At 42.5% G+C, this 15,040-nt stretch carries 16 protein-coding genes; 7 read left to right on the forward strand and 9 right to left on the reverse strand.

Annotated elements, in window-relative coordinates:
- Nucleotides 1–96: 96 nt before the first annotated feature.
- Both AC570H_RS22290 and AC570H_RS22295 read right to left on the reverse strand, forming a co-directional pair.
- A complete protein-coding gene (locus tag AC570H_RS22290; protein ID WP_497359119.1) occupies nt 97–1,329 on the reverse strand; it encodes an ABC transporter permease in 1,233 nt (410 codons plus the stop codon).
- A gap of 91 nt (nt 1,330–1,420) precedes the next feature.
- Nucleotides 1,421–1,774 carry a HesB/IscA family protein gene (locus tag AC570H_RS22295; protein ID WP_497359121.1) on the reverse strand — a complete coding sequence of 118 codons (354 nt, stop codon included), beginning with the start codon at nt 1,772–1,774 and terminating at the stop codon, nt 1,421–1,423.
- Nucleotides 1,775–1,937: 163 nt separating this feature from the next.
- On the opposite strand from AC570H_RS22295, the gene AC570H_RS22300 reads away from it, so the two are divergent.
- The 3 genes from AC570H_RS22300 (at nt 1,938) to dnaA (ending at nt 5,679) form a co-directional block, all read left to right on the forward strand.
- Entirely contained in the window at nt 1,938–2,468 is a 531-nt protein-coding gene (locus tag AC570H_RS22300) for a DUF7935 family protein (protein WP_497359123.1), read from the forward strand.
- Nucleotides 2,469–2,507: 39 nt separating this feature from the next.
- Nucleotides 2,508–4,055 (forward strand): acyl-CoA mutase large subunit family protein, encoded by a 1,548-nt coding sequence (locus tag AC570H_RS22305; protein ID WP_497359125.1) that lies wholly within the window; start codon nt 2,508–2,510, stop codon nt 4,053–4,055.
- A 193-nt stretch (nt 4,056–4,248) separates the two neighbouring features.
- Nucleotides 4,249–5,679 carry a chromosomal replication initiator protein DnaA gene (gene dnaA / locus AC570H_RS22310; RefSeq protein ID WP_497359127.1) on the forward strand — a complete coding sequence of 477 codons (1,431 nt, stop codon included), beginning with the start codon at nt 4,249–4,251 and terminating at the stop codon, nt 5,677–5,679.
- A gap of 54 nt (nt 5,680–5,733) precedes the next feature.
- Here dnaA and AC570H_RS22315 read toward each other — a convergent pair whose 3' ends face one another.
- Both AC570H_RS22315 and AC570H_RS22320 read right to left on the reverse strand, forming a co-directional pair.
- Nucleotides 5,734–6,459, reverse strand: a complete 726-nt coding sequence (locus AC570H_RS22315; RefSeq protein WP_497359129.1) for a LytR/AlgR family response regulator transcription factor — start codon at nt 6,457–6,459, stop codon at nt 5,734–5,736.
- The gene (locus AC570H_RS22320; RefSeq protein WP_497359131.1) at nt 6,456–7,514 is read right to left on the reverse strand and encodes a sensor histidine kinase; all 1,059 of its coding nucleotides are present in this window, start codon (nt 7,512–7,514) and stop codon (nt 6,456–6,458) included. Before AC570H_RS22320 ends, AC570H_RS22315 begins: the two co-directional genes overlap by 4 nt.
- A gap of 187 nt (nt 7,515–7,701) precedes the next feature.
- Between AC570H_RS22320 and AC570H_RS22325 the strand changes: the two genes are divergently transcribed.
- Nucleotides 7,702–8,760: a DUF4932 domain-containing protein gene (locus tag AC570H_RS22325; protein ID WP_497359133.1), complete on the forward strand. Its 1,059-nt coding sequence runs from the start codon at nt 7,702–7,704 to the stop codon at nt 8,758–8,760.
- Nucleotides 8,761–9,027: 267 nt separating this feature from the next.
- Here the strand turns inward: AC570H_RS22325 and AC570H_RS22330 are convergent, their stop codons facing one another.
- The 5 genes from AC570H_RS22330 to AC570H_RS22350 all read right to left on the reverse strand — a co-directional run bounded on the left by AC570H_RS22330 (nt 9,028) and on the right by AC570H_RS22350 (nt 12,010).
- Nucleotides 9,028–9,567, reverse strand: coding sequence for an NUDIX hydrolase (locus AC570H_RS22330; RefSeq protein WP_497359135.1), 540 nt, complete (start codon nt 9,565–9,567; stop codon nt 9,028–9,030).
- Nucleotides 9,568–9,572: 5 nt separating this feature from the next.
- Nucleotides 9,573–9,965, reverse strand: coding sequence for a hypothetical protein (locus AC570H_RS22335; protein WP_497359137.1), 393 nt, complete (start codon nt 9,963–9,965; stop codon nt 9,573–9,575).
- A gap of 153 nt (nt 9,966–10,118) precedes the next feature.
- Entirely contained in the window at nt 10,119–10,907 is a 789-nt protein-coding gene (locus tag AC570H_RS22340; protein ID WP_497359139.1) for a TPM domain-containing protein, read from the reverse strand.
- Nucleotides 10,904–11,353 (reverse strand): TPM domain-containing protein, encoded by a 450-nt coding sequence (locus tag AC570H_RS22345; protein WP_497359141.1) that lies wholly within the window; start codon nt 11,351–11,353, stop codon nt 10,904–10,906. The genes AC570H_RS22340 and AC570H_RS22345 overlap by 4 nt, the downstream gene beginning before the upstream one ends.
- A 75-nt stretch (nt 11,354–11,428) precedes the next feature.
- Nucleotides 11,429–12,010 (reverse strand): LemA family protein, encoded by a 582-nt coding sequence (locus AC570H_RS22350; RefSeq protein ID WP_497359143.1) that lies wholly within the window; start codon nt 12,008–12,010, stop codon nt 11,429–11,431.
- 236 nt (nt 12,011–12,246) lie between these two features.
- Between AC570H_RS22350 and AC570H_RS22355 the strand changes: the two genes are divergently transcribed.
- Genes AC570H_RS22355 through AC570H_RS22365 form a run of 3 tightly spaced genes read left to right on the forward strand, consistent with a single transcriptional unit; the run spans nt 12,247 to nt 14,681 of the window.
- Nucleotides 12,247–13,788, forward strand: coding sequence for an NAD(P)/FAD-dependent oxidoreductase (locus tag AC570H_RS22355; protein WP_497359145.1), 1,542 nt, complete (start codon nt 12,247–12,249; stop codon nt 13,786–13,788).
- 22 nt (nt 13,789–13,810) lie between these two features.
- On the forward strand, nt 13,811–14,281 hold the full coding sequence (locus AC570H_RS22360) for a DinB family protein (RefSeq protein WP_497359147.1): 471 nt from the start codon (nt 13,811–13,813) through the stop codon (nt 14,279–14,281).
- A gap of 40 nt (nt 14,282–14,321) precedes the next feature.
- Nucleotides 14,322–14,681, forward strand: a complete 360-nt coding sequence (locus AC570H_RS22365) for a CoA-binding protein (RefSeq protein WP_497359149.1) — start codon at nt 14,322–14,324, stop codon at nt 14,679–14,681.
- The last annotated feature ends 359 nt before the right edge of the window (nt 14,682–15,040 follow it).

Consider the following 15,040-nt stretch of genomic DNA (forward strand, 5'->3'; position numbering starts at 1 on the left):
GATAAGAGCTTGCTTCGCACACCCCGAATGACGATTTTTGGACTATGGACTATGGACTATGGACTACGGACTAAAGACTATGGACTTCAGACTAACCTACTCGTACCTCAATGCCTCTACCGGATCGAGCTTAGAAGCTTTTTTAGCAGGATAATAACCTGAGATAATTCCAACGGCTACGCAAATTACAAAGCCCATCCCAATAGAGCTCCATGGGATAATGAAAGAACCTCCCATCAGGCCCGAAATAAGATTGCCGATGCCTATCCCCAATAAAATACCAAAGGCTCCGCCCATCAAACAGATCACAACTGCTTCAATTAAAAACTGCTTTCGTATCACAGATGGATTGGCACCAATAGCTTTTCTTACCCCAATTTCGCGGGTACGCTCGGTAACCGAAACCAGCATGATGTTCATTAATGCTATAGAAGCCCCCAACAAGGTAATTGCCCCAATGGCCACACCTCCAATTACCACGTATTTTAGGTTTTCGAAAAGTGTTTGGGCAACGGCATCACTCTTGGTGATTTCAAAATTGTTAGGCTCGGTAATTTTTACTTTTCTGATATTTCTGAACTCAGCTGTGGCCTCACCGATAATATTATCGATTAAATCGTTGTTCGGCACCATTACCGTAATGGTATAAGAAGGGTTGGCATTGGCATTGATCAGTTTGGCCTTAAACAAAGGAATATAAACTGCCCTGTCGCTGCTTGGGCCCATACTCGAACCCTTAGCAGTTAATACCCCAATTACCCTTAGCCTGTTGTTACCAGCCATGATGATTTTATCAATCGCTGGTTGGCCTTTGAACAAGGTCTTGGCAATTTCGGCGCCAATTACACAGATGTTGTTGTTGCTGGTCGCTTCGGTTGCGTTAAAGTTCCTTCCCTGGGCAAGTTCTAGTCCAAGAGAGGCCAAGCCATTTTCGTCTATTCCTTGTATGTTGGTGTTGGGGTTTGTCTTTTCCTGTTCGTATTTTACGGTAGAACCAAAAGTAGCATAAACACTAATGGCCACTTTAGCTGGCGTATTTAGTCGCTCTTTAAAGGCTAGGGCATCTTCGTACCGGATGGATTTGAATGGTTTAGGTCTTTTGCCGGAACCTCCAATTCGGATCCCCGTGCCTCTGTTCCTGATATTGAAAGAGTTGGCGCCCATACTCGAAAATGCTTCGGTCATGCTCTTTTTAATGGCATCGATGGTAGTTAAAATACCAACCAAAGCCGACAAGCCTATAGCAATAATCAATGCGGTAAGCATGGTGCGTAGCCTATTGCTTTTAATGGATTGTAGCGCAAGTCTTACATTTTCAGTATACGTCATCTGATGGAGATAAAATTCGATTGAGGATAAAAATAAAAAGTCCCGCTGTTAAGACAACGAGACCTGTTAAAATGTTACAAATAATAATGGACTAAACCGAGAAACTTGTGCCACAGCCGCATGAACTGGCTGCGTTCGGATTGTTAAAGGTAAAGCCCCTGGCATTTAACCCATCTTGCCAGTCTATCTGCATGCCCAAAAGGTACATTTGATGCGCCTTATGCATATATATCTTGATGCCATCAATATAAAATTCCTGATCGCCTTCTTTCTTTTGGTCGAAGCCTAAAACATAGCTCATTCCAGAGCAACCGCCACCCTCAACACCAACGCGCAAACCGAAATCATCGGTAATTTCTTGTTGGTCTTTTAGCTTCGCGAGTTCTTTAGCTGCGGTTTCAGTAAATGATACAGGTGCAAAAGCAGTTTCTACAGTGTTACTCATATGATTTAAAATTTTAGGCAATTTAGCTATAATTGTTGTGGATGGCAATTATGGCTTTGCTTGCCGAGCTATCGAAAAAAATAAATTACTGAGACAAATATAAATATAAATGCACATTTTTGTCCGTTGTACTTATTAATATTACGGTACTCAAACAAATAAAATGAACATTGCGCATTTCTTTACTCAAGCTGCCATTATGGGCCTTGGAGGCATCATTGCCGTAGTTGCAGCCTACTTTTTGCTCAAGAGCGATATCCAGAATTATTTTAGGTTCAAATCTTTCGAAAGCCAAAAAGACAGTAAGGAAGCCTTGTTTCCATTGCGCCTCCAAGCTTATGAAAGGCTGATCGTTTTTATAGAACGGATCAATCCGGCAAATCTTTTGGTGCGTTTGCACCAGCCGGGAATAGAAATCTCGGCATTGCAGGCAATCATCATCAACGAAGTGAACGCCGAGTATCAGCACAACGTTACGCAACAGTTATATATCAGCACAGCAAGCTGGAATGTGGTGCGTAAATTAAAAGACGACACTATTGCCATGATCAACAATGCCACGCAGGGATTGCCACAAGAAGCAACGGGGCTGGATCTGAGCAAAAAGATATTGCAACATATGAGCGGCATAGAAGAAAATCCATATCAGCTTACCGTAGATTTGCTTAAACAAGAAATCCATATCTTGTTTTAATAGCATTGCTATACCATACTCTAACCAAATAGATCAATCATGACGGAGAAAAAGTTCACGACCACTTCTGGTATTGAAATCAAAGATATATATACCACTGCGCAGCCATCTAATGAAATGCCCGGAAAATTTCCTTTTACCAGGGGAATTCAGAAAGACATGTACCGAGGCCGTTTGTGGACCATGAGGCAATACGCCGGTTTTTCTACAGCAGAAGAATCAAATAAAAGATACCATTACCTGTTGGCGCAGGGAACCATGGGCTTGTCGGTGGCATTTGACTTGCCAACGCAGATCGGTTATGATTCTGATCATGATATGGCCGAGGGCGAAGTTGGAAAGGTAGGCGTAGCCATCGATTCGCTAAAAGATATGGAAATTCTTTTTGATGGGATAGAACTGCAAAAGATCACCACTTCAATGACCATCAATGCCACCGCCTCTATATTATTAGCAATGTACATTGCTTTGGCCAAGAAGCAGGGCGCCGATCTGAAAGAGATTTCGGGAACCATCCAAAACGACATCTTAAAAGAATACGCCGCTAGGGGAACTTATATTTATCCGCCAAAACCCTCTATGCGCATCATTACCGATATTTTCGAGTATTGCAGCAAGGAGGTGCCCAAGTGGAATACCATTTCTATTTCGGGTTATCATATTAGGGAAGCCGGATCTACGGCAGTGCAGGAATTGGCCTTTACCTTGGCCAATGGGAAAGCCTATTTGAATGCAGCGCTTGAAAAAGGATTGGATATTAATGTATTCGCCAAGCGATTATCGTTCTTTTTCAACTGCCACAATAATTTCTTCGAAGAGATTGCCAAGTTTCGTGCGGCGCGTAGAATGTGGGCGAGTATCACCAAGGAGTTGGGTGCCACAGACGAGAAGGCGATGATGCTCCGTTTCCATACCCAAACCGGAGGCTCTACGCTAACGGCGCAGCAACCTTTAAATAATGTAGTGCGTGTAGCCAACCAGGCAATGGCGGCAGTGTTGGGCGGTACGCAATCGCTGCACACCAATGGTTATGACGAGGCACTTTCGTTGCCAACCGAAGCCGCGGCTAAAATCGCTTTGCGTACCCAGCAGGTAATTGCTTTCGAAAGTGGCATTACCGATACGGTTGATCCCTTGGCTGGTTCTTATTTTGTAGAAACGCTGACGGACGAAATCGAGGCAGCAGCCTTGGCTTATATAGAGAAGATCGATGCCATGGGCGGCTCTGTCAATGCCATCGAAAATGGTTACATCCAACAGGAGATTGCCAACTCGGCTTACCAATACCAGAAGGAGGTGGAGAGTGCCGAAAGAATCATTGTTGGCGTGAACAAATTTACCCAGGAAACAGAGGCCTTGACCGAGGTTTTAAACATCGATGAATCGATCAGAACCATACAGACAGAAAAGCTGAACAAGCTGAAAGCCGAGCGCAATAATGATGCAGTAAGAAAAACTTTGGAAAATTTGAAGGAAACGGCAAAAACGGAACAGAATTTGATGCCTTATATCTTGGCTGCGGTAGAGGAATACGCCACTTTGGGCGAAATTGCCGATAGCTTGAGAAGTGTGTTCGGGGAGTATTAAATCAGCGTTAAAAAATAGTTATCCACATAAAAAATTTAGGTTAAGTAGTTTATGCTACTGCTGATGAAGTACTTACAAATTAATTCAAAATTTTGTTTTTTTTGTTGATAATTTTTTGAATATTCGATGTCTCGAAAGGGCACATCCGTAATGCCCTTCTTAGAACTGAAAACCAACAAATTACAGAATTACGATGGAAAAAACTTGTACAGAAGTATGGAAGAACTGTCTTCAAATTATTAAGGATAACATTCCGAACCAAAGTTTCAAAACTTGGTTCGAACCGATATCGGCCCTTAAATTGGAAGGCAAAGTTTTAACCATACAAGTGCCTAGTTTATTCTTTTACGAGTGGCTTGAAGAACACTATGTTGGCTTGCTTCGCAAAACGGTAAAGAAGCAATTGGGAGATGAAGGCCGACTGGAATATAATATAGTAGTAGACAAGTCGTCTAACTCTGGTTCGCCCTATACCACCAACATGCCTTCGAACGGAAACGGCGCAGAAGCAAAGATCCAATCTATGCCAATTCCGGTATCAATTAATAAAGACATTAAAAACCCTTTTATTATACCGGGCCTTAAAAAGCTGAATGTAGATCCACAATTAAATCCGAACTATACCTTTGATAACTATATTGAAGGAGATTGCAACCGCTTGGCGCGCTCCGCAGGTTATGCGGTAGCAGCAAAGCCGGGAGGTACTTCATTTAACCCCTTAATGGTTTATGGAGGCGTTGGATTGGGTAAAACCCACCTGGCCCAGGCAATCGGAAACGAGATCAAGCGCAACATGCCAGACAAACTGGTGATCTACGTTTCTTGCGAAAAGTTCTGCCAACAATTTGTAGACTCGTTAAAGAATAATACAATCAACGATTTTGTGAACTTCTACCAAGCCATGGATGTCATCATCATGGACGATGTACACAATTTCGCGGGCAAAGAAAAAACCCAGGATATCTTCTTCCACATCTTTAACCATTTGCACCAATCGGGCAAACAGGTAATCCTTACATCAGATAAGGCGCCTAAAGATTTGGCTGGTTTAGAAGAGCGTTTATTGAGCCGTTTCAAATGGGGCCTTTCTGCCGATCTGCAGATCCCGGATTTGGAAACCCGTATCGCCATCCTAAAGAAAAAGATGTATGCCGATGGCATTGAACTGCCGGGAGAAGTAATCGAATATGTAGCGCACAATATCGATAACAATGTGCGCGAACTAGAAGGTGCTATGGTTTCGCTATTGGCGCAATCTACCTTGAACAAAAAAGACATCGATTTGGCATTGGCCAAGCAGATGTTGAAGAACTTCATTAAAAATACCTCGAAAGAAATTTCGATGGAGTATATCCAAAAATTGGTATGCGAGTATTTTGAAGTACCGGTTGATATGGTGAAATCGCAAACACGCAAACGCGAAATCGTACAGGCTCGTCAAATCTCTATGTATTTGTCTAAAAGCCATACCAAATCATCTTTAAAAACAATTGGAGCTTTCTTTGGCGGTCGCGATCACTCTACCGTAATCTACGCCTGTCAAACTGTAGAAGACCTAATTGAAACAGATAAGAAATTTAAGGCTTACGTTAACGATATTCAGAAAAAACTGAAGATGAGTTAATTTATATTGGGAAATTACAATTCAATAAAAGCTCCGATTTTAATCGGGGCTTTTTTATTGGGATGGGTTGGGTTCTATAAGTTTATAAAATGAGTCCCGATAGGCATCTCCCAAAGGAATTACTTCTTCTCCAATAAAAATACGGTTGCGTTCTATGCTCTTGATCTTGCCTATGGCAACGATGTACGATTTGTGCACCCTGGCAAATTCAGTCGCAGGCAATTGCTCTTCCAGCTTTTTGATGTTCTGCAGGGAAATGATCTTTTCGGTTTCGGTATAAATAGCTACATAATTTTGCAGGCCTTCTGCGTATAAAATGGTATCGAGACTAATCTTAACCAATTTGTATTCGCTTCTTACAAAAATATAAGCTGCTGATTTTGGAGAGCTCACTGGTATAAGTGCTGTGTTTGATGATGCAGTTCTTTCCAATACTTCCTTTGCTTTTTGCACGGCCTTGTAAAAACGCTCAAAAGCGATAGGCTTGAGCAAATAATCAATGGCATCGTTTTCAAATCCATCTAAGGCATACTCTGCATAGGCCGTAGTTAGAATAATTTTGCATTTGCCCTGCGCAATCTTCATCAGTTGTATGCCAGTAAGCTGCGGCATTTGGATATCCAAGAAAACAAGGTCTACTTTTTCATCCATAATCAGTTGCAAAGCTTCTAAGGGGCGGGTAGTGCTGTGCACCAAGGTTAAAAATGGAACCTGGCCAACATAGTCGGTAAGGATGTCAATCGCCAATGGCTTGTCGTCAATAATAAGGCACCTGATCATTGTAAATTTAGCTTTAGCGTAATGGTAAATGTAGCAGTTTCATCGGCAATGGTAAGCGTGTGCAGATCTGGATAAATGAGGCTCAGCCTTCTTTGCACGTTGCCAAGACCTATGCCTCCGGTTTTGTCTTTCTGGTCATGGTTTTTGAGGTTGAAGACTTCGAAAGCCATTTGTTGTTCGGTAATGTTGAGGCGGATGCGGATTGGATTGTCTTTATCGTCAAATACACCATGTTTAAAAGCATTTTCTACAAAATTGATCAGGATCAAAGGCGCAATCTTTAAGCCTTCGGTATTTCCAGCTACCTTAAAATCGATATAGGCTTCTCCCTTTTGGCCAATTTTATGTAATTCGATCACGTTGTTCAGGTAATTGATCTCTTTGTCTAACAAAACAAAATGTTCGTCGCTTTCTTTAAGCATGTAGCGCAAAAGTGCCGAGAGCTTAAGTACCGCCTCAGGCGCATGGTCAGAACGGCGATAGGTAAGTGCGTAAATATCGTTCAAGGTATTGAACAAAAAGTGCGGATTGATCTGCGATTTTAGAAAAGCCAATTCCGTGGTGATTTTTTCTTGCTCCAGTTCTTTCTTCTTGCGGTTATTGACGTACCACTCACTAATAAAAAAGAAAATGAACCCATAGCTAAAATTGGTATACAAAGAATAGAATATCGCGTTTTTGATATACCAAGATGTTTCGGGGATTTTGCCAAAGTAATTGTCGAAACCGAAATAAGGCTTAAGGATCAAAAACTCGATGAAGTAGCGATAGACAACAATAAATACCAATAGAGCAATGGTCATCAAAATACTTCGGATCCATTTTTTATGTCTGAATGCTAAAGGTGCGATCAGGTAAGCCACGCTATAAAAAACGGTAATGCCTGAAATCAAATAGCCAAGGCTCACAGCAAAATATCTCCCGAAAAGTGCTAAAGAACTTGCCTCGTTGCCGTAAGAACGGAGGCTATTGCCGAAGTACTTTGGCAGGAGATCGTTTAAGAGTACGAGTGTCCAGACGAGTATATGTAAGCCAATTCTGTATTTCTTCTGCATTGGCCAAATATATCATCAATTCGCCAATTGAAAGAGCAAAATACACCAACGCCGATTTTTTAGGTACGAATGGGTAATACGGCCGGTTATTCTTTAATCGTGGCGTTGGTCAACACATTTGGTGCGTTGGTCAATTGTGAAGGCTCTTTTGTTTCGTGCATTTCATCTTTGCCTAAAACTTAAGCAAATGAAGAAGATCAAATTATTGGCATTGTCATTTTTAATAATGTACAGTGCAAGCGCACAGCAAAAGCTGATCGTAAATGTTCATCCAGGGGTAGAACTATTCACCATTGTACAGATTTTGGCAGATCAGTTCCCCAAGCCCAACCCGTCTACCTACAGCAAAGAGGTGATGGATTATTTTGGCAAGTACAAAGAGCATCCGGCCGTACTGAAGATAAAAAGCTTTGACAAGGTTTTTACCGATTTAACAGAGCTGGGCTGGACGATGAGCGATTTTCCCAACATAAAGATTTATGAGCCCACCGCCGAGATCAACTGGTATAAGCACAACGGGAAAGAAAATGTGTTGGAGTACATTAGGTTATGTAAGGATTTCTTTAGGGATACCAAATTCTGGGATTTCTATCAGGCTCATGCCAAGCAATATGAGGAATGGGGACAGGAAATCAAACAAAAAGTAGGCGAGAGCAATACCATGCAGCAGCTGCAACAGTTTTATGGCTTTAATTCCGACGTAACTTGGTACATCTGCATCGATCCCTTGAACAGCTGGGGCTCGCACGCCATTACCACTAAAAACATCAATCCGCAGTTTAGCAACATGGTGGTGTACAATACGGGCTATTTCAATACCAAATCGACAGTGAACGATAAACCGTTTTTCGAATATAAAGGATTTGATTACCTGGTATGGCACGAGGGAAGCCATGTTTTTTTGGAGCCTTCTTTCAGAAAGTATCAAAAAGAAATTGATCAAATGGCCTATCTCTTCAACAAGGATGATGAAGGCATGAAGCGAAACGGGATTGGCTCTTGGGAGTACTGCTTAAACGAGAACATGGTAAGATCCATTGTAGGCGTCTTGAATAAGAAATACCGTACCGAAAGAGAATTTAAAAGACAGGTAGCTCGAGAAACGGCCAGCGATTTTATTTATGTAGAAGATTTGGTGCCTTTTATCATTGATAATTATGGCGAAGGCAAGAAATACAACAAATTTGAAGCCTTGTTTCCCGCCATGCTCCAAATGCTAAAGGAGAAGTACCCGCAAAGTAAGTAAAAGATTAGCCACAGCTTGACAGATTAAATAGCATTTAAAAGTTGGTCCGGAAATGCTTCCGGATCATCATAACTGCGGATTTGCAATCCGCACGGTATTAAGTAATCTGTTAAGCTGTGGTTAAATTACCCCTTGTTATCATGTTGAGTGAGCCCGTAGAAACACATCAAAAGCTTTCTCGAAAGGCCTTCGACAAGCTCAGACTGACAATTTATTGAAGGTTTTTGTAGCTCACTAAGCGCTTAATGCTATCCGAAATACGCTATACTATAGTTTCATCAAACCGTAATAAAGCCCGGCTACATGTAATGCCTGATCAATTTTATTATCGGCCAATAGCTGTTTAACTTCTTCAATCGTGTACTCTTCGACGTTCAAAATCTCATGCTCATCTAAATGCTGTTCGTGGGTTTTAACCCCGCCCTTCATTAAATAGGTGAAAGTTTTATTGGTAGAGGTTGCCGGATTTGGATAAAGCGTGGCAATTAATTCGCAGCTTTCAAAACTGTAGCCAGTTTCTTCCTGCAGTTCGCGTTTAATGGCTGTCTCAGGATCTTCTCCATCATCAATCACGCCACCTGGGATTTCTAATGAAACAATTTCTGCCGCAAAGCGATATTGTCTCACCAAAATGATTTTATTCTCCTTGGTTAGGGCAATGGCATTAACCCAGTTTGGATATTCGAGTACGTAATAATCGTCTTTTACTGTTCCGTTGGGCAATTCGCAAGTATCCACGCGTAAGGTTGCCCATCTTTCTTTCACCAAGTATTTTGAGGCGAGCTTCTGCCACTTTAAGATTTCCATTTGTTTTACAGGTATTTTTGTATAATGTCTTGCCGTTTTAAATTGGCCAAATGTACAACATGATGCTTGCTTGCCAGCGTTTGATAAATGAGGCTAAGTCGATTGGCGAAAAGCTTGTTCTTGGAAAGTTCGCCGTCTGTTTCGATTTCGTTAAACAAAAACTGACCGAGTAGATCCAGTTTTTCTGCTGGCAAATCGCTTTGCTCAAGCCAAAGTTTAAAGTTATCTGGCGCTAAACCGTACAATGTATCCTGGCTTAAGCCAAAGCTAGCAGCTAAGGTTTGTAAAAAGAGCTCGTCAGCATCCATAAAATCGCCATCCTGTTTCAGACCGACAATACGGGCCAAAACCTGGGCAAGCTTCTCAATTTCTGCCGTAATTAGATCTCTTTTATACATGTTAGGTGATAAGGTTGAAAAGTTTTAATGTTGGAAAGTTATGATGTTTGGAAGTTATAAAGTTGTAACGTTGAAATGTTAAGGTAATCCAAACTCACAACTCACAACTCACAACTCACAACTCACAACTCACAACTCACAACTCCGAATTAATTACCAACTTCCGCTACTGCCGCCTCCGCCGAAACTTCCGCCGCCAAAGCCGCCGAAACCTCCGCCGCCGCCACTGCTGCCACCGCCAAAGCCTCCAAAACCACCGCCGCTATCAGAGCCGCCACGGCCTCCACCTAAAAGCATGCTCCAGAAAAGTGCATCAGCCACGCCACGGCCACCAATTACCTGGCTACCATTACCACCACCACCTTTACGGATAATGATAAAAATAATTACGATGACGATCAGCACAATGAGACCGGCAGCGCCTTTGCCTCCAGTTGATTTAGCTTTGGGATTGGTATTTTTATATTCGCCTTTGATTAAGGAAATGATGGAATTTGTTCCGGCATCAATCCCGCCGTAATAATCATTTTCCTTGAAACGGGGCTTGATGTCGTTTTCGATGATCCTTTTGGTATAAACATCAGGCAGGGCGCCTTCCAATCCATAACCGGTTTGGATAGACAGTTTCCGGTCGCCAAGGGCAATCAAAAGTACAACGCCATTGTTTTTCGTTTTGCTGCCCCCAACGCCCCATTGCCGGCCCAGGTTTAAGGCATAATCGTTTATGTCATAATCGCCAACCGATTTTACAATCGCTACTACAATCTGACTAGAAGTAGAATCGTCGAAAGCAACAAGTTTACGCTCCAAACTGGCAACTTGTTCTGCCGTTAAGGTTTTGGTATAGTCGTTAACCAGGGTATTAGGCTTCGCAGGATAATCCTGTGCCATGCCCAATTGCCAGCTTACGGCCAAGAAAAAAAAGAGAATCAGCTTCTTCATTTATTGTTGTTTTCAACTTGGTCCATAAATACGATATCGTTTGGCAGTTCATTTACATCCCCACTTTGGTAAGGGAAATACAAAGCCAGCTTTTCGCCTGCCAAAGAAACGCCGGCAATAATGCCTTCTGCCAAGTTGCCGCTCATAAAATGTGCTTTCATGGCAATTTGTGCCGTTTCCCAGAAGTCGTCTGGAACAACCTTATCTATGCCGCGATCGCCAATAATGGCAAATTTATGGTCTTCGTAAGCCAGGTAAATCAATACGCCGTTGTGCTGGGTGGTTTTGTCCATGCCCAGCTCTGCAAAATATTGGGTAGCTCGTTCTATGGTGTTGCCATGGCAGTGTTTTTCTACAGCTATCCTTATCTCGCCCGAAGTTGCTTTTTCAGCTTCGGCTATAGCATTGGCAATTTGTTCTTGTTCTTGTGTGGTGAAAAGAGACATGTGTGTGTATTTATAAGAAAGGGTAATGAATGTTTGGATTTAAACACGCATTACCCCAAAATGTTAGATCGGTAACTAAAATTCTACTTTAGGGGCGTTTTGCGCACCAGCATCGGCTTTAAAGCCAGCTTTAGGGCTAAAGCCAAACATGCCTGCAGTTAAATTATTAGGGAAAGACCTTACTTTAGTATTATAAACCTTAACAGATTCGTTAAAGTCTCTGCGGGCAGTGGCAATACGATTTTCAGTACCTTCCAATTGTGCGCTCAAGTCTTTAAATTGTTCTGTTGCTCTTAGTTCAGGATAATTTTCTGTCAACACCATCAAACGACCAAGTGCTTGGCTAATCTGGCCTTGGGCAGCCTGGAATTTCGAGATGTTCTCTTCGGTAAGTTGGTTAGGATCTACTGTAATCTGACTTGCTTTAGAACGAGCTTCGATTACGGCGGTCAAGGTACCTTGCTCAAATTTGGCAGCGCCTTTAACAGTGTTCACCAAGTTAGGGATCAAATCGGCCCTGCGTTGGTACTGGGTTTCAACTTGGTTCCATTTGCTTTTCACGTCCTCGTCAAGCTTTACAAGACCATTATAGCCACATCCGCCAATTAAAGCCAATAAAGCTACAACTACAACTATTCCTATTACTACATTTTTCATTTTCTATTTTGTTTTTTAGGTTTCTATTTCAATTTAGATAGCAATATCCATACCTTGTTACTAAAAGCGACAAAATGCTGACAAGTTGCCATAGTCTGGCTAGTAACTGGCTTAAACTAAGGTAATAAAAAGATAGCATAAATAGACAAGGAAAGATAGGCCAGCAAAAGACGCCTATTATATTATACAGCATTTTATTAATTTTGTACCATTCGGGATAAAAACCCGGCAAGCCCATGCAAAAAGAAATCGAAATTACCATTGCTCCAGAACAGGTAGACAATCCACAGGCTATCCTGCAGCAATTGGCCAATGCGCTAAACGTAAAGGCCAATACCATCAGCCATCATCAGGTATTAAAACGCTCTATCGATGCCCGGTCTCGGAGAGGAGTAGTGTATCGTTTACAGGTTCGTGCCTATATCAACGAACAACCGCCTGCTCCAGAAAAGGCAATCAGCTATCCAAAGGTAAAGGATACCAAACATGTTATTATTGTAGGTGCGGGTCCGGCCGGACTTTTTGCCGCATTGCAATGCATAGAAAACGGACACAAGCCAATTGTGGTAGAGCGGGGCAAAGATGTAAAGCAGCGCCGCCGGGATTTGGCGGCCATTAACAAGCAAGGCCTGGTTAATACCGAATCCAATTATTGCTATGGCGAGGGTGGGGCAGGTACTTATTCAGATGGAAAGCTCTATACCCGCTCCAACAAACGCGGAGATATTAATAAGGTGCTGCAAATTTTTGTGGAGCATGGCGCAACAGAGGATATCCTGATTGACGCCCGTCCGCATATCGGTACCAATAAGTTGCCACATATCATTACGGCGATCAGGGAAACCATTCAAAATGCCGGTGGCGAGGTGTTGTTCGATTCGAAGCTGACCGATTTGATTATTAGCGACGGACGGATCAAAGGCATCGTTGTTAATCAGGAACAAGAGTTGCTGGCCGATGCCGTTATTTTGGCAACGGGGCATTCGGCAAGGGATATTTACGAACTTTTGCACCATAAGAATATTTTGATCGAAGCCAAGCCTTTTGCCCTAGGCGTTAGGATCGAGCATCCACAACAGATTATAGACAGCGCCCAATACCATTGCGACGTGAGGAGCGAATTTTTGCCTCCGGCCTATTATAGTATGGTAGAACAGGTGAAGGCCAGGGGCGTATTTTCGTTCTGCATGTGTCCAGGTGGCATTATTGCGCCTTGTGCTACCGGAATGGATGAAATTGTGGTTAATGGATGGTCGCCATCTAAACGTAACAATCCTTTTGCCAATTCGGGGACCGTGGTTCAGGTTACGCTAGATGATGTGCAGGGCTATGATCCGCTCAGGATGCTGAATTTCCAATCGGAGATAGAACAGCTGGCATTTGAAGCTGGCGGAGGCAATTTGGTAGCGCCGGCACAGCGGATGATCGATTTTGTTGAGAACAGGCTTTCCATGTCGCTGCCCAAAAATTCTTACCTGCCGGGAACAAAAAGCGTAATGCTGGATAATATATTACCTGATTTTGTGGCATCTAGCCTGAAATCGGCTTTGCCTTTGTTTGGTAAAAAGATGAAAGGCTATTATACAAATGAAGCCATTTTAGTGGGGGTCGAAAGCCGCACCTCGTCGCCGGTACGCATTCCGCGCGATAAGGAAAGCTATCAGCATCCGCAAATCAAAGGATTATACCCCTGTGCAGAAGGAGCGGGCTATGCCGGCGGAATTGTTTCGGCCGCTATTGATGGCGTGAATTGTGCCAATGCCATTTTAAACAATTAGCTGTGGCAAACGTTATTAGGAGATGATGATCAATTTAGTAAACGAACTTGAAAAAGCCTATAATGGTGATCCTTGGCATGGGGGCAGCACGATGGAACTGTTGTTGGCGGCAAATGCCGAAAAGGTTTTTACCCATCCTGTTCCCAATGCACATTCTATAGCAGAGCTGACTTTGCATTTAACCGCATGGACAGAAGAAGTAATCGCAAGAATAAAAGGCAATGCCGCTAAAGAACCCGATCGTGGCGATTGGCCAGTGCCCAATGAAAATTCGACAGCGGAGTGGGAACGCATACTAGGTAAGTTTAAAGAAGCGAACGAAGAACTGATTGGTCTTTGCGCTAAACTGAATGGCGAACAATGGAACGCTGCGGTAAAGGACGAACGGAATCCTGCTTTGGGCACTGGGGTTAATAATGCGGAGTTGCTTAATGGTTTGATCCAGCACCATGCCTATCACTCAGGCCAGGTTGCTTTGCTGTTGAAGTTTTAATTTAGCTATAGCATCATTTAAATCTGTAGAAACATCAAACATGAAAAAGACATTAATTATAGGAGCAACGCCAAATGCAGACAGGTATGCCTATCGTGCAGCGCATATGTTAACTGCAAGGGGGCACCCGATTGTGAACATTGGCATTAAACATGGCGAGGTTGCAGGGGTAGAAATTGAAAAACCAGGGAAGATTTATACAGATATAGATACCATTACCTTATATATAGGTCCGGCTTTGCAGAATGATTACTACGATTATATCTTGCAAACGAAGCCCAAAAGAGTAATTTTTAATCCGGGAACCGAGAATTCGGCATTGGAACGAGCACTTAAAGAGCAGGGGATACAACCTGTAAAGGCTTGCACATTGGTATTATTAAGCATTGGCCAATATTAATTATAGGGCTGTTTTTAGCGATTTGAATGGGATGCAATTGTTTGCATCCCATTTTTTCTTATTGTAAATCATACACTTAGTAAAAAAGATGAAAATTTATTGGTCTGTTGTTTTTAGATTAAGAAATATTTTCTACTTTTGCATCCCGCTTCGGAAGGAAGGGAATTAAGGATTGAAAGAATTGAAAACACAGACAGCCTGCCTAGGCAGGCCGTTTATGAGGAAAAGAAAGCTAATCCATTGAAAGACAGAAAGGGAAAATAAATTTTAAAATTTATTTTTGGGAAACGAAAAACTTTTCTACCTTTGCAACCCGCTTCGGAAGGAACGGAAAGCCCGAAAGGGCGATGCTGAAAGGC

The sequence above is a fragment of the Pedobacter sp. B4419 genome (assembly GCF_059693725.1).

Excerpts from the sequence above, each read along its gene's own strand:
- AC570H_RS22350 (WP_497359143.1), bottom strand. The coding sequence starts at position 12,010 with ATGAAAAATGTAGTAATAGGAATAGTTGTAGTTGTAGCTTTATTGGCT.
- AC570H_RS22295 (WP_497359121.1), bottom strand. The coding sequence starts at position 1,774 with ATGAGTAACACTGTAGAAACTGCTTTTGCACCTGTATCATTTACTGAA.
- AC570H_RS22305 (WP_497359125.1), top strand. The coding sequence starts at position 2,508 with ATGACGGAGAAAAAGTTCACGACCACTTCTGGTATTGAAATCAAAGAT.
- AC570H_RS22290 (WP_497359119.1), bottom strand. The coding sequence starts at position 1,329 with ATGACGTATACTGAAAATGTAAGACTTGCGCTACAATCCATTAAAAGC.
- AC570H_RS22340 (WP_497359139.1), bottom strand. The coding sequence starts at position 10,907 with ATGAAGAAGCTGATTCTCTTTTTTTTCTTGGCCGTAAGCTGGCAATTG.
- AC570H_RS22360 (WP_497359147.1), top strand. The coding sequence starts at position 13,811 with ATGATGATCAATTTAGTAAACGAACTTGAAAAAGCCTATAATGGTGAT.
- AC570H_RS22315 (WP_497359129.1), bottom strand. The coding sequence starts at position 6,459 with ATGATCAGGTGCCTTATTATTGACGACAAGCCATTGGCGATTGACATC.
- AC570H_RS22355 (WP_497359145.1), top strand. The coding sequence starts at position 12,247 with ATGCAAAAAGAAATCGAAATTACCATTGCTCCAGAACAGGTAGACAAT.
- AC570H_RS22330 (WP_497359135.1), bottom strand. The coding sequence starts at position 9,567 with ATGGAAATCTTAAAGTGGCAGAAGCTCGCCTCAAAATACTTGGTGAAA.
- AC570H_RS22325 (WP_497359133.1), top strand. The coding sequence starts at position 7,702 with ATGAAGAAGATCAAATTATTGGCATTGTCATTTTTAATAATGTACAGT.
- AC570H_RS22320 (WP_497359131.1), bottom strand. The coding sequence starts at position 7,514 with ATGCAGAAGAAATACAGAATTGGCTTACATATACTCGTCTGGACACTC.
- AC570H_RS22335 (WP_497359137.1), bottom strand. The coding sequence starts at position 9,965 with ATGTATAAAAGAGATCTAATTACGGCAGAAATTGAGAAGCTTGCCCAG.
- dnaA (WP_497359127.1), top strand. The coding sequence starts at position 4,249 with ATGGAAAAAACTTGTACAGAAGTATGGAAGAACTGTCTTCAAATTATT.
- AC570H_RS22345 (WP_497359141.1), bottom strand. The coding sequence starts at position 11,353 with ATGTCTCTTTTCACCACACAAGAACAAGAACAAATTGCCAATGCTATA.
- AC570H_RS22365 (WP_497359149.1), top strand. The coding sequence starts at position 14,322 with ATGAAAAAGACATTAATTATAGGAGCAACGCCAAATGCAGACAGGTAT.
- AC570H_RS22300 (WP_497359123.1), top strand. The coding sequence starts at position 1,938 with ATGAACATTGCGCATTTCTTTACTCAAGCTGCCATTATGGGCCTTGGA.